The organism is Parasphingopyxis sp., assembly GCF_052168275.1.
Lineage (GTDB): Bacteria > Pseudomonadota > Alphaproteobacteria > Sphingomonadales > Sphingomonadaceae > Parasphingopyxis.
Genome location: NZ_JBQLZM010000063.1, coordinates 23,827 through 37,193, shown reverse-complemented (window position 1 = coordinate 37,193; position 13,367 = coordinate 23,827). Strand labels below are relative to the sequence as shown.

General features: G+C 64.7%; 13 protein-coding genes. 4 read left to right on the top strand and 9 right to left on the bottom strand.

Annotated features, from left to right (window positions below):
* The 4 genes from ACTS1X_RS05695 to ACTS1X_RS05680 all read right to left on the bottom strand — a co-directional run.
* Positions 1-763 (bottom strand): N-acyl homoserine lactonase family protein (locus ACTS1X_RS05695; RefSeq protein WP_442613415.1); only part of this gene is annotated, 763 nt, incomplete at its 3' end.
* Positions 760-2,193, bottom strand: coding sequence for a 3-isopropylmalate dehydratase large subunit (gene leuC / locus ACTS1X_RS05690; RefSeq protein WP_442613414.1), 1,434 nt, complete (start codon positions 2,191-2,193; stop codon positions 760-762). The genes ACTS1X_RS05695 and leuC, both read right to left, overlap by 4 nt.
* 108 nt (positions 2,194-2,301) lie before the next feature.
* A complete protein-coding gene (locus tag ACTS1X_RS05685) occupies positions 2,302-3,078 on the bottom strand; it encodes a peptidoglycan recognition protein family protein (RefSeq protein WP_442613413.1) in 777 nt (258 codons plus the stop codon).
* 49 nt (positions 3,079-3,127) lie between these two features.
* On the bottom strand, positions 3,128-4,243 hold the full coding sequence (locus ACTS1X_RS05680; RefSeq protein WP_442613412.1) for a hypothetical protein: 1,116 nt from the start codon (positions 4,241-4,243) through the stop codon (positions 3,128-3,130).
* Between the two features lie 332 nt (positions 4,244-4,575).
* Here ACTS1X_RS05680 and ACTS1X_RS05675 point away from each other — a divergent pair, with 332 nt between their 5' ends.
* Positions 4,576-5,193 (top strand): outer membrane protein, encoded by a 618-nt coding sequence (locus ACTS1X_RS05675; RefSeq protein ID WP_442613411.1) that lies wholly within the window; start codon positions 4,576-4,578, stop codon positions 5,191-5,193.
* A gap of 12 nt (positions 5,194-5,205) precedes the next feature.
* Here the strand turns inward: ACTS1X_RS05675 and ACTS1X_RS05670 are convergent, their stop codons facing one another.
* Positions 5,206-6,951, bottom strand: coding sequence for a B12-binding domain-containing radical SAM protein (locus ACTS1X_RS05670; RefSeq protein ID WP_442613410.1), 1,746 nt, complete (start codon positions 6,949-6,951; stop codon positions 5,206-5,208).
* A 144-nt stretch (positions 6,952-7,095) separates the two neighbouring features.
* Here ACTS1X_RS05670 and ACTS1X_RS05665 point away from each other — a divergent pair, with 144 nt between their 5' ends.
* Together ACTS1X_RS05665 and ACTS1X_RS05660 are read left to right on the top strand one after the other, a co-directional pair.
* On the top strand, positions 7,096-8,379 hold the full coding sequence (locus tag ACTS1X_RS05665; protein ID WP_442613409.1) for a D-arabinono-1,4-lactone oxidase: 1,284 nt from the start codon (positions 7,096-7,098) through the stop codon (positions 8,377-8,379).
* A complete protein-coding gene (locus tag ACTS1X_RS05660; RefSeq protein ID WP_442613408.1) occupies positions 8,376-9,509 on the top strand; it encodes a DSD1 family PLP-dependent enzyme in 1,134 nt (377 codons plus the stop codon). The genes ACTS1X_RS05665 and ACTS1X_RS05660 overlap by 4 nt, the downstream gene beginning before the upstream one ends.
* A gap of 119 nt (positions 9,510-9,628) precedes the next feature.
* On the opposite strand, the gene ACTS1X_RS05655 is transcribed toward ACTS1X_RS05660, so the two are convergent.
* The 4 genes from ACTS1X_RS05655 to ACTS1X_RS05640 form a co-directional block, all read right to left on the bottom strand.
* Positions 9,629-10,255, bottom strand: a complete 627-nt coding sequence (locus tag ACTS1X_RS05655) for a glutathione S-transferase family protein (protein WP_442613407.1) — start codon at positions 10,253-10,255, stop codon at positions 9,629-9,631.
* A gap of 112 nt (positions 10,256-10,367) precedes the next feature.
* Complete coding sequence (locus tag ACTS1X_RS05650; protein ID WP_442613406.1) at positions 10,368-11,015, bottom strand: 3-oxoacid CoA-transferase subunit B; 648 nt, start codon at positions 11,013-11,015, stop codon at positions 10,368-10,370.
* Positions 11,015-11,650, bottom strand: a complete 636-nt coding sequence (locus ACTS1X_RS05645) for a hypothetical protein (protein ID WP_442613405.1) — start codon at positions 11,648-11,650, stop codon at positions 11,015-11,017. Before ACTS1X_RS05645 ends, ACTS1X_RS05650 begins: the two co-directional genes overlap by 1 nt.
* Entirely contained in the window at positions 11,650-12,357 is a 708-nt protein-coding gene (locus ACTS1X_RS05640) for a CoA transferase subunit A (protein ID WP_442613404.1), read from the bottom strand. Before ACTS1X_RS05640 ends, ACTS1X_RS05645 begins: the two co-directional genes overlap by 1 nt.
* Before the next feature lie 199 nt (positions 12,358-12,556).
* Between ACTS1X_RS05640 and ACTS1X_RS05635 the strand changes: the two genes are divergently transcribed.
* A complete protein-coding gene (locus tag ACTS1X_RS05635; RefSeq protein ID WP_442613403.1) occupies positions 12,557-13,363 on the top strand; it encodes a universal stress protein in 807 nt (268 codons plus the stop codon).
* Positions 13,364-13,367 lie beyond the last annotated feature (4 nt).

Genomic DNA, 13,367 nt, shown 5'->3' with positions numbered 1-13,367 from the left:
GCGCTTCGTCGATCTGCGTGAAGCGCTCCATCGAGGCGAGCGTATCGGCGCGATCCGTATTGAAACGCGGCACGCCCTCATTCTCGATCTGCTCGCGGAAATGATAGAGATCCCCGGTCAACAGCACATTGCCGGTCTGCGGCAGGCGGACGAGCAGCGAGCTATGGCCCGGCGTGTGGCCGGGCATGGCGAGAATGACGACACTGCCGTCGCCGAAGACATCGTGATCGCCCGAAAAATCCGTGATCGTCCCGCCGCCTTCGAGCCAGGGCGCAAGGATCTGCGCCGATTGCGGATTGGCGCCCGCGCGCAGGGCGGCGACGTCCCGGGCGTTCAGCAGCAGCGTGGATGCCGCAAAATCGGGCGCCTGGCCGACATGATCGAAATGGTGATGGCTGAGGCCGAGAAAATCGACATCCTCGACCGCGACGTCGATCTCCGCGAGCTGGCTCGCGATCGTGCGCTCCAGCGAAACGGTGAAAATGCCTTGCGTCATCGGGGCGTCGATCAGCGCCGAGGGCAGACCCGCGTCCCACAGCAGATAGCGGTCGGCATTGCGGATCAGATAGCAGCTGTCGGTGAACGCACCCTCCCGGCCCTCATAGAGATAGCCGTCCGAAAAGGCGTCCAGATCGCTGATCTCGATGGCGCCGCAATCGAGCCGCCACATCTCGATATCGGGCGTTTCCCCGACTTGCGCCAGTGCGCCAGCCGGCATCGCCAGAACGGCCAGCGCCACGCCCAAACTCTTCAACCCCCTCATCCCATCATCTCCCTGATATCGGTAAGCCTGCCTGTCACCGCTGCCGCGGCCGCCATGGCGGGCGACACGAGATGCGTGCGCGCGCCCGGCCCCTGCCGGCCGACGAAATTGCGGTTGGAGGTGGAGGCGCAGCGCTGGCCGGGCGGAACCTTGTCCGGGTTCATGCCGAGACAGGCCGAACAGCCCGGTTCGCGCCATTCGAAGCCGGCCTCGGTGAAGATCCGGTCGAGCCCCTCTTCCTCCGCCTGGCGCTTGACGAGGCCTGACCCCGGCACGACCAGCGCCAGCGAGACATTGTCCGCCAGCCGGCGGCCCTTCACGACATCGGCCGCCGCCCGCAGATCCTCGATCCGGCTGTTCGTGCAGCTGCCGATGAAGATCGCGTCGACCGCGATATCCTGCATCCGCTGCCCGGGTTCGAGGCCCATATAGGCGAGCGATTTCTCGACCGCCGCGCGCTTCGAGGCATCGGCGAAGCTGTCTAGCGGCGGCACGCTGCCGGTGATCGGAACGACGTCTTCCGGGCTCGTGCCCCAGGTGACGTTGGGCGCGATATCGGCGGCGTCGAGCCGGATGCGGCTGTCGTACGACGCGCCCGCGTCGGTCGGCAGCGACCGCCACCATTGCACCGCCGCGTCCCAATCGGCGCCGGCGGGCGCCATCGGCCGCCCCTTCAGATAGTCGAACGTCTTCTCGTCAGGCGCGATCAGTCCGGCGCGCGCGCCCGCCTCGATCGACATGTTGGAGACGGTCAACCGCCCCTCGATGCTCATGTCGCGGATCGTCGATCCCGTATATTCGATGACATGGCCGGTGCCGCCCGCCGCGCCGATCCTGCCGATGATCGCCAGCACGACATCCTTGGGTGAAACGCCGAACCCCAGCTTGCCTTCGACCCTGATTTCCATGGTTTTCGATTGCTTTAGCAGCAAGGTTTGAGTCGCCAGCACATGTTCGACTTCGCTCGTGCCGATCCCGAAGGCGAGCGCGCCGAGCGCGCCATGGGCGGCGGTGTGGCTGTCCCCGCAGACCAAGGTGCAGCCCGGCAGCGTGAAGCCCTGTTCGGGGCCGACGACATGGACGATGCCCTGTTCGGGCGCCGCATCGTCGATATAGCGGATGCCGAAGGCCGGCGCATTGGCCTCGAGCGCTTCGAGCTGCCTGGCCGACATCGGATCGGCGGTCGGCACCCGATTGCCGGCCGCGTCGCGCCTGGCCGTCGTCGGCAGGTTGTGATCGGGCACGGCCAGCGTCAGGTCCGGCCGCCGCACCGTCCGTCCCGCCGCGCGGAGGCCTTCGAACGCCTGGGGGCTCGTCACCTCATGGACGAGATGCCGGTCGATAAAAACGATGCACGTCCCGTCGTCGCGCCGTTCGACGACATGCGCATCCCAGATCTTCTCGTACAGCGTGCGGGGCGTATCGGTCATACGCCCCTCCTAACGGGATTCGACCCGGCTGCAAAAGAAGGATTTCTTTGTCAGGCCAAGCCGCGAACGGCGCGCGCTGGAACGCAGCGCCGGCGGCGGCGCGCCGCGTCAATCGCGCGGATCGAGCGCGGCCCAGGTCTTTGGGCCGACAATACCGTCCGGCACGAGATCGTGCTCACGCTGAAACGCGCGGACGGCGGCCTCGGTCAGCGGCCCGAATAGGCCGTCCGGCTGGAGCTCGAGGATGGTCTGCAGCGCTTCGACGGGCGCGCCGCGGCTGCCGCGCCGCACGGTCGGATGGTCATGCGCGTCGACCGCCGGAATCAGCGACGGCGGCGCGGCCAGCCCGGCCAGGATCGCCGCCACGTCGCGGCGGAACGGATCCATGGCGAAGCTCGGATCCGGCTTGCGGCCCCGGGGCAACGCGTATTCCTTGTGACCGCAGCACCAGCTCGCATCGGCGCCGATCTTGCGCAGGAGGGCGGCCACGCCGCGCCGATAGGCGTCCATCTGTACCGCGGGCCAGGGATCGGACGCGATCCCGCGATTTTCGGCCTCGATACCGATGAAGCTCCGGTTGCCGCTCGTCACCCCCTGCCATTTCCCCCGGCCGGCATGATTGGCCCGCCCGGCGGCGATCACGAAATAGGTGCCGTCGCGCCCGAGGCCGAGCTGGGAAAGCGGGCCGGGCAAATCGCGCCGGCCATGGGTGATCACGTTCAGGCTCGGCATGACGCCATGGGCCGGGCCGGCGGTGTGATGGCACATCACGCCCCGGATCCGCCCGACATCGCCGCGGCCGCGCGTCCTCCAGCCGGGCTGTTCCGCGACCTTTAGCCCGGCATCTTCGAGCGTTTCCGCCAGCCAGGTCAGCGTATAGGCCATTGCAGACTCCCATGCTCGAGTGGCGGGACCGTGGCGGAAGCGGCCGTCATCATGATGCTGCCGCCGCTCCGGCCCGGTCGCCATCGTCCGGTTCTTCGACCCCGCCGACGGCGAGGGGCAGGTCCCGATCCGCCGTCGCCCGCTCCTCCTCGACCGGCGCGTCGCAGAGGCAGGCGTCGATTTCGTCGTCCATCCGGTCCGATTCCGCTTCCGTCTCGCCCACGACGGGGTCCGCCATCGGCGACCGGGGGCCGGGCGGCGACGGGGCGGGCGCGCGCGACGGCACCGGCAGAGCCGGCAGAACGGCCGGGGCGGGAGAGGCTGTCGGCGTCAGCCCGCTATTGGGCGGCGCGCCGGTCTGGGCATTGCCGAAGCTCGCCTTGCCGAGCAGGTCGGGCACCAGGCGTTCGAGGAAGCCGGCGATGAAGCCGACAACGGTGACGACCCGCCAGTCATAATTCGCGGCGTCGAGCGTCAGCGAACCGTCGCCGAATCTGAGAATGCTGACGGTCTCGGTCTGGAACAGGCAGACCAGCAGCGCGGCGGCTATCGCGCCGATCACGATCCGCAATATCGCGTCCGACGCATTGTCGCGCATCTGCAGATTGGTGAGGATCGTCCGGCTGCGCAGGCCGATGGCGATCGAGAAAAAGGCGCCGAGCGCGCCCGTTCCCGTCGCGAACAGCAGCGGGTTTGCGGTCTCCACATTGATCGTCGAGGCGAGGAGGAGCGCCAGCAGGATCACCGCGATGACCGTGCCCGCGCCGATCAGCATATAATAGAAGCGCGCCCAGGAGGTCCGCTCCGCGATGATATCGTCCTTGATCGTGGCGAGCAGCGCGGCGGCGTTTTCGACGCTGCCCTCCAGGCCCATGACCAGCGCGTCGGATACCCGCCGGTCGAACCGGACGGCCTTGGCATGAAAGCTCGCATATTTGCTGCCGTGCCAGCCGTCTATCAGACCGCGCACCTCGCCGCGCAACGGGCTGAGCGGCGCGATCTTTTCGCGCTGCCGGCGATTGTCTTCATCCTCATCGGCGAAATGGACGAGCACCCGCTGATCGGTGCGGTAGATCGCGTAATGCGGCGGATTCTTGACATAGACGGCCCGGATCTCCGCGCCCGTGCTGTCGCGCCCGTCCAGCGCGATCTCCGCTACCTTCATGGCAAGACCGCTCCCCTCCGCGATCGGCCCGGCGAGTTCAGACCGGCGCCGGCCGAATTGCGCTATCCGTCTACCATCGCGCCGTGCCGCCATGTGATCAGTCGAGACCGGAATGGAGGATTTGCCGCCGGTCGGGCATGACGGGCAATGCCGGTTTTCCAGCGCGAGCGCGCTTCTCCGCGATGGCGGGAACTGCTCCTGATCGGACGAGACTCGGCCCGACGCAAAGCTGATTCGCTTCGTCGCGAATGCAGGCCGGTCGGCTATCCTTCGCCACAATTCGGGCCAAGACGGGCGCTCGTCCCAATGTATTGAGTAGGATCGCCGCAAAAATGAAGACCATAGCCCCCATTCTCGCCCTTGCCGCCGCGCCGCTTGCCGCCCTTCCCGCGCAGGCCCAGAGCATACCCTTCGTGCCGGACATCTATATGGGTCTCGAAGCGGGCACCGGGGAACGCAGCGCCGGCCGGTTCGGCGAGCCCGGGACCATCGTCGCCAGCGACGAGAGCAACGGCGTCGATTACGGCGCCTTTGTCGGCGTCGAGCTACCGGCCTTTCCGCTCGGCTATATGGCGGTGGAAGCCAATGTCGGTGATTCGACCGGCGAGACGACGGCGCTCGTCCGCGACGGCGCGACCGACCGCGAAGTGACGACCCAGGCGCGCTTCAACTGGAGCGCGACGGCGCGGCTCGGCCTCGCGCCCCTGCCCGGCTTCGCGGCATACGGCATCGCCGGCTATGGCGGCGAGCATATCGACGTGACCGTCACCGACGTCGCCACCGGCACGCGGTTCGAACGCGACGATTCGATGGACGGGATCATCTACGGCCTCGGCGCGCGCTACATGGTGGGAAGCGATGTCGGCATCCGCGCCGAATACCGCCACCGCGAAGCGAGCGGCGCCTACGATCCCGAACAGTTCATGGTCGGCGCGTTCGTCAGCTTCTAGGGCGGTTGCGGCTCAGGCCGCGGCGCTCTCGGCTTCCTCGCGATGCTGGCGGCGGATCGCGGCCCGGTCCGACGCGCGCGTATCGGTGAGCAGGATATCGACTTCGCGCCTGTCGTTGGTGATCGCCGCGTCCGTATAGTCGAACCGCGCGGGATCGGTGATGATCCGCTTCATCATCCGCCGCAGCCGGACATAGGTCCTCGCCACGGCGACGGTGATGAAGAGATTCTTCGCGAAATATTTGGGATAGAAGACCAGCGGGTTTTCGATGGGAAAACCGGGCCGCCGCTGCGTGCGGCGATAGATGCGCATATAGCCGGATTCGAACTTCGCGACGCCGGCGATGCGGACCGCCTCGCGATAGGCGGTCAGCCGGTTGACCGTCATCTTCTTCTGGTTCGAGCCGAGCGCCGCCATCCGCCGGATCACGGTTTCCATATGCTCCCAGCTGTAGAAGCTGCGATGCGCGTCGACATAGGCGCGCTCCCATTCCTCGTCCGACATCTTGGCGTGGTGGGTGACGCGGTGGTTGAGATCGTATTTGTTGAGATCGGGGTCCATCCACTCGCCCGCCTCGTACATCTTCTTGTGGTCCTCGCTGCCCGGCAGCGGCGTCAGATAGTTCAGATAGATGGAATCGATCGGCAGCTCGCTCTTGAGCACCGCGATATCGCGCTGGATGCTCTCGTACGTATCGTTCGGAAAGCCGATGATATAGCCGCAGATGATATAGACCGGATGCTGCTTCCACAGGAGGAACATCTCGCGATATTCCTCGACGCGGTTCTGCCGCTTCTTGGCCGCTTCGAGATTGTCGGCATTGACGTTTTCGAGGCCGACGAAAATCTCGTCGACCCCCATCTTCACGCACTTCTCGATGAAATTCGGGATGCGGTGGGCGAGCGTATCGACCTGGATGACGAGCTTGATCGGAAAGCCCTGTTCGCGCAGTTCGATCAGGCGGTCGGCGAAGACCTCCCAGTTGCGGTTGCGCGCGAAATTGTCGTCGGTGAGCACGAAGCGGGTGATGCCTTCGGCGGCATTCACCCGGATGATCTTTTCCAGATCGTCGGCGGTGCGGAACCGGCTCTTGCGCCCCTGCACGTTGATGATCGTGCAGAAGGAGCATTCGAACGGGCAGCCGCGCCCGAGATCGAAGCTCGAAAATCCGTTGGTGTTGTGCTCGACCTGTTCGCGCGGGAGGAACGGGATCGGCGCGCCGGCGATGTTCGGCGTATCCTTCAACCAGTCGTAGATCGGCTTCAGTTCGCCTGCGAGCGCATCCTGCAGCACCTCATCGATCCGGCCGTCCTCGGCCTCGCCGCCGAAGAAGCTGATGCCGAGTTCCTGCGCCTCGACGAGTTCGGGCGGCAGTTCCTTCAGCATCGACATGCAGCCCGACACGTGAAAGCCTCCGATGCAGACCGGCAGTCCCGCCGCGCGGAATTCTTTCGCCATCTCCATCGTGCGCGGAAACTGGTTCGACTGCACGCCGACCAGCCCGATAAAGCCCTTGCCGCCCGCCCGCTCGATATCGCGCGCGATGCGCTTGGGATCGACCTTGGAATGAATCTCGTCCAGCGTATGGACATCGGCCTCCACGTCGCCGAGCGCGCCGCGTTCCAGCGCATCCTCGACGATGCCCGCCATGCAGGCGAGCGAGTTGGACGGCACGATCGACCGCCACCATTGCAGCGGATAGCCGTCGTCATGATAGCGCGTCGGCTTGATCAGATAGATTTGGAACCGTTCCCCCATGGCCGGACGTTAGACCAACTCGTGCGATACTGCGAATGGCTTTTTTCTATCGGGTGGCAGCGTCCGTTCGATGTGTCGATCGCCCCGGGCCCGCTGCTTGCCCGCGTTTGGCGCACCGGTTATCGCGCATTCGAGGGGTGAAAGATGACGACAACCGGTTGGCAGAATTGGTCCGGCAGCGTTCATGCCACCCCGAATCGGATCGCCGAACCGCGCGACGAAGCGGAGCTGGCGCAGATCGTTACCGGCAGCGACCGGGTGCGCGTCACCGGCGCGGGCCACAGTTTCATGCCCCTGTGCGAGACGGACGGCGCACTGGTTCGGCTGGACCGGATGGACGGCGAACTGCAGATCGCCGCGGACGGGGCGAGCGCCTGGGCGCCCGCCGGCTGGAGTCTCGCCCGGCTCACCGAAAAGCTGTGGGAGAAGGGCTATTCGCTCCCCAACCAGGGCGATGTGAACCCGCAATCGCTGGCGGGTGCCATCTCGACCGGAACGCACGGCACCGGCGCCTCGCTCGGCAACCTGTCGACGATCGCCAGGGGGTTCCGCCTGATGCGTGCAGACGGCGGCACGATCCTCTGCGACGCCGACGAGGAAAGCGAACTATTCGAAGCGCAGCGCCTGTCGCTCGGCCTGCTCGGTATCGCGCTGGCGATCCGGATCGACATCGTTCCGGCCTATCATCTGGTCGAAGACATCCGCGCGGTCCCGATGGCCGAGCTCGCCGAGCAATGGGACGACCTCGCCGACGAGTATCGCCATGTCGAATTCTGGGTCTTTCCATATTCGGACATGGCGATCCTCAAGACGCTGGAACCGTGCGCCGCCTGCGACCCGCCGAAAAAACAGACCGACATGGATGAAAAGGCCTTCGCTCTTTACTGCAAGACGGTGCGCCGCATGCCGAAGCTCACCGCCTCGCTGCAGCGCCAGATCATGAAGGGCGTCAAACCCGCCACGCGCAGCGGGCCGGCCTATCGGATATTCCCGTCCGAACGGAATGTCCGGTTCGAGGAAATGGAGCACCAGCTGCCGCGCGCCAACGGCTTCGCCGCGCTGACCGAGGCGATCGACTGGATCCGCCGGAAAAAGCTGCCGGTGAGCTTTCCGTTCGAATTCCGCCTTGTGGCGGGCGACGATATCTGGATGAGCCCGTTCAACGCCGGGCCCTGCGCCTCGATCTCGATGCATCAATATACCGGAATGCCGTGGCGCGAACTGTTCGCCGAAGCCGAACCGATCTTCCGATCGCTTGGCGGACGCCCGCACTGGGCGAAGCGGCACACGCTTGGGCGCGATGATGTGGCGACGCTCTATCCGAAGTTCGACGATTTCCGCGCAGCGGTGCGGACGGCCGATCCCGGCGGAAAATTTGCGAACGACTATCTGGCTGCACTTTTCGATCTGGAAGGCGACGACGTATGACGGTCGAGACCGAAAACGGCGACCTGATCGGCCAGCAGGGCGAGCGCAAATCGCTGAACACCCCCGCACTCGTCCTCGACAAGGCGGCGATGGAACGGAATATCGCGCGCATGGCCGCCTTTGCGGCGGATAAGGGGCTGGCGCTGCGCCCGCACGCCAAGACGCACAAAAGCATCGATATCGCGCGGCTTCAGCTGAATGCGGGTGCACGCGGCATATGCTGCGCCAAGCTCGGCGAGGCCGAGGCGCTGGCGGCAGCCGGAACCGTTCCCAGCATATTGATAACGTCGCCCGTGGTCTCCGCGCCTGCGATCGCGCGGCTCGCCAGTCTGCATGAAGAAATCGAAGAGGTAATGGTCGTCGTCGATCATCCCGAGAATGTTCGCGCGCTCGCCGCCGCTTTCGCTGCGGACAAGCCGCTCGATGTGCTGATCGATATCGATCCCGGCATTCACCGCACCGGCGTCGCTTCTCCGGATGCCGCCGTTGCGCTGGCGCGTGAGATCGCCGCACATCCATCGCTGTGCCTCCGCGGCGTCCAATTCTATTGCGGGCTCCACCAGCACATCCAATCCTATGCGGAGCGCCGCGCCGCGATCGTCGAGCGTACCGGCTATCTGCGCGGCATCGTCGACCAGCTGACCGAAACCGGTTTCGCGCCGGACATCATCAGCGGCGGCGGGACGGGCACGCACGAGATCGACGCCGAACTCGGCCTGTTCACCGAGCTGCAGGTCGGCTCCTACGTCTTCATGGACAATGAATATGGCGAGTGCGAGCTGTTCGGCGATGCGGAGAATTTCGAGGCCGCGCTGTTCGTCGATGCCCGGATCGTGAGCTGCAACACGCCCGGCATGGCGACCGTCGATGCGGGCTTCAAGGCGCTATCCACCGATGGCGGCAAACCCGTCGTTACCGCAGGCGCCCCGGACGGCTCCGCCTTCATCTTCATGGGCGACGAGCATGGCGGACTGGTGGCCGCCGATCACGCGTTCGAACATGGCGCGGCCGTTACGCTGCAGGTCCCGCATTGCGATCCGACGGTGAACCTCCACGACGCCTATCACGTCGTGGACGGCGACACGCTAATCGATATCTGGCCGGTCACGGCGCGCGGCCGCAGCCGCTAGTCGCCGGATTGACTAAGGACCGTTAGCCCTGAGCCCGTCGAAGGGCGTTTCTCCGCTGAAAGACATACTTCGACAGGCTCAGCACTAAAGGTTTCCAGGAAGCGTGAGCGCAAAAAACCCTAGCCTGGCAGATCGACCAGCGGCCCGCCGATTTCGATCGCCTTCTTGTATGCCGGCCGGTTCATCAGCCGTTCGAGATAGGCTTTGGCATGGGGCCGCTCGTCGAGCAGCCCGACCAGGTTCGAAAGCTCGAGCAGATATTCGAGATTGATGTCCGCGCCGGTCAGCGTGTCGCCGACGAGGAATTCGCGGCCGTCCAGATGGCCGTCGATATAGTCGAGTAGCTTGGTGACCTCGCCGCCGACGAAACCGCCCAGGATGTCCCCCAGGCCCCCGAAGCGCGGCCCGAGCAGGGTCAGCAGGATCGGCATGGCGAGCGTGCCTTCGGCAAATTGCAGCCATTCGAGATAGGGCGCCCGGTCGGCGTTCGATGTCGGCGCGAGCTGCCCCTCGCCGCGCGTCTCGATGATATATTCGATGATCGCGCCGGATTCGACCATCACATGGCCGTCGATTTCCACCGTCGGCGCCTTGCCGAGCGGGTGGATCGCAAACAGGTCTTCCTGCGAGCGGTTGGTTTCCGGATGCCGGTGATGCTCCTCCATATCGTACTGCAGGCCAAGCTCCTCGAGCAGCCAGATGATCCGCGTCGAACGCGAAAAGCGAAGATGGTGGAGTTTGATCATGGGAGTTCCTTGTTCCTTGGGCGTCACCCCGGGCTTGACCCGGGGTCCAGGGCGGCAGGCGATATCGCTTAGGGCCCTGGATTCCGGATCAAGTCCGGAATGACGAATTGTCCTAAGCCGTTACGCGCTCGACATAATGCGCGGTCGTCTTCTCGCCGACTTCTTCCAGCGTCACGCCGGGCGCCAGCTCGATCAGTTCGAACGGGCTGTCATGGTCGGGGCGGTGGAAGACGCCGAGATTGGTGACGATCATGTCGACGACATTCTGGCCCGTCAGCGGCAGCGTGCATTCGGGAATGAATTTCGGATCGCCGGCCTTGGAATTGTGATCCATGACGACGATGATCTTCTTGACGCCAGCGACGAGATCCATCGCGCCGCCCATGCCCTTGATCATCTTGCCCGGGATCATCCAGTTGGCGATATCGCCATTTTCCGCGACCTCCATCGCGCCCAATACCGTCAGGTCGATATGCCCGCCGCGGATCATCGCGAAACTGTCCGACGAGCCGAAATAGCTCGACGAGGGCAGCGCACTGATCGTCTGCTTGCCGGCATTGATCAGGTCGGGATCGACCTCGTCGGGATAGGGAAAGGGCCCGATGCCGAGCATGCCGTTTTCCGACTGCAGCGTGACCTCGACCCCGTCCGGGATATGGTTGGCGACGAGCGTCGGGATGCCGATGCCGAGATTGACATAATAGCCGTCCTCAAGCTCCTGCGCGGCGCGCGCGGCCATCTGGTTGCGGTCCCAAGGCATTAGTATGTCTCCTCAGAAATCGGCCCGTCACCTGATATGGTCGGCCGCATAGCTTCCGGAATGCGGTATTCCGAGCAGGCCATTGCAAGATGGTGCTGATCGTCCATGTCCCAATCCCCGCTTACCGACAACGCACGCGCAATATCAGCTCGCGGTGTGATGGAATTGGCATTCGGGTCATCGGCGTCCTGTAGCGCCGCTGTTACTGTCAGGAAACTGCTTCGCATATCTTCGCGGGCTGCTTCGAGTTCAGCAACCCCGATACGCTCTACCGCACTATCCACCCTGCGATCATATATTGCGAGCGACCCCACCGTTAACGAAAGTACCTGCGCTTGGGCCAAACTGCTCTCAGGAATGACCTCGTCGATGGCCGCCCTTACCACTTCGACTATTCGCTCATGATGCCGCGCAAGCACCGCTCGTGATGTTTCCGTCACAGCATTGCAACCACGAACAAAACCAACACGCCGGATTTCCGACCGCATGTCAGGATCAGCGAATATCGAGTTTTCAATTCTGGTAAGCGCTCTGGCCCCTTGTTCCGCCAAAATCGTTATACGCTGCTCAATCGTCCGCCCCTCCGAGGAAGGAACGACAAGTTGCAAGGCCAGCAATCCTAACAACCCGATCACTAGGCGCTCTCCCTCTCGCGGGTCGTTTCGAACTCGATCTTCTTGTCGTAGGGCGATCCGTCGATCAGGCGTTTGACGTAGATGCCCGGCAGATGGATGCAGTCGGGATCGAGTGCGCCGACCTCGACGATCTCCTCGACCTCGGCGACGCAGACCTTGCCGGCGGTCGCCATCGGCTGGTTGAAGTTGCGCGCCGTCTTCCGGAACACGAGATTGCCGGCCTTGTCGGCCTTCCAGCCCTTGACGATGCACAGGTCAGCAAAGATTCCGCGCTCGAGAATGTACGTCTCGCCGTCGAACTCCTTATGCTCCTTGCCCTCGGCGACGACCGTGCCGACGCCGGTCTTCGTGTAGAAGCCGGGAATACCCGCGCCGCCAGCCCGGCAGCGCTCGGCCAAAGTCCCCTGCGGACAGAATTCGACTTCCAGCTCCTCGGCCAGGAACTGCCGCTCGAACTCCTTGTTCTCGCCGACATAGGAGGAGATCATCTTTTTCACCTGCTTGGTGCGCAGCAGCTTGCCGAGCCCCTCCCCGTCGATGCCCGCATTGTTCGAGGCGATGGTGAGGTCCCTGGTCCCGGCGTCGCGGATCGCGTCGATCAGCCGCTCGGGAATGCCGCACAGGCCGAAGCCGCCCGCGCAGATGTGCATGCCGTCGAACAGCAGGCCGTCGAGCGCGGCGGCGGCATCGGGGTAAATCTTTCGCATATCGGGCTCCGCCTGGAGTGTGGTCTGATGATTTTCGCCATTAGGCGGGCCGGACATGCGGGGTCAATTGCCGTAACCGTCAGCCCTGTCGCAAATCCTGCAACGGGAATCGTCCCGTCGGCGCACGTTTGACCTTGATCAAGGCTGCGCTTCGCGATCCGCATAGGGTAAGGTGCAAACAGAAATCCTCGCTGGGAGAATGAGCATGCGGTCCATCCTGATACCCGTGAACAACGAAGAAGGCCTGGAATCCCGTTTGCAGGCGGCGCTCGACGTCGGGCGCGCGGTGAAGGGTCATATCAGCTTCCTCCACGGCATTCCGGTGAGCGACTATGTCGCGCTCGATCCGTTCGGCGGCTCCTATTATGTCGCCGAACAGCGCGAGGCGGCGCTCCAGGAAGCCGAGCGCAAGCGCGTGATGCTCAAAGAGGAAATGCGCAACGAGGACGTGCCCTGGGACTTCGTGTCGGTCGATGGCGCGCCCGACGATGTGCTGGTCGGCCATTCGCGGCTGGCCGACGTGGCCGTCCTCAGCGAGCCGGCCGGCGACGACGACGATCTCGCCTCGAGCGTCACCTATTTCGTCATGGAGGCGCATTGCCCGATCCTCGCCGTGCCGCAGACGAGCAAGGCGCTCGATTGCGCGGGCAAGGCGGTGGTCGCCTGGAACGGATCGGCGCCGGCGGCGAACGCGATGCGCGCGGCGATCCCGATGCTGCAGGCGGCGGAGTCCGTGGAGGTCGTCACGATCGGCGAAGATCCCCAGCATTTCCCGGCGGCGAGCGCCTGCACCTATCTGTCGCGCCACGGCATCAAGGCCGAACTGATCCTGCGCGACCGGCGCGACAAGGTGTCCGAAGCGATGCACGACCTGCTGCTCGACCGCGATGCCGACTATATGGTGATGGGCGCCTATGGCCACAGCCGGCTGCGCCAGACGCTGTTCGGCGGCGTATCCCGGCATTTCATCCAGCGTTCGCCGGTGCCGGTCTTCATGACGCACTAGCCCG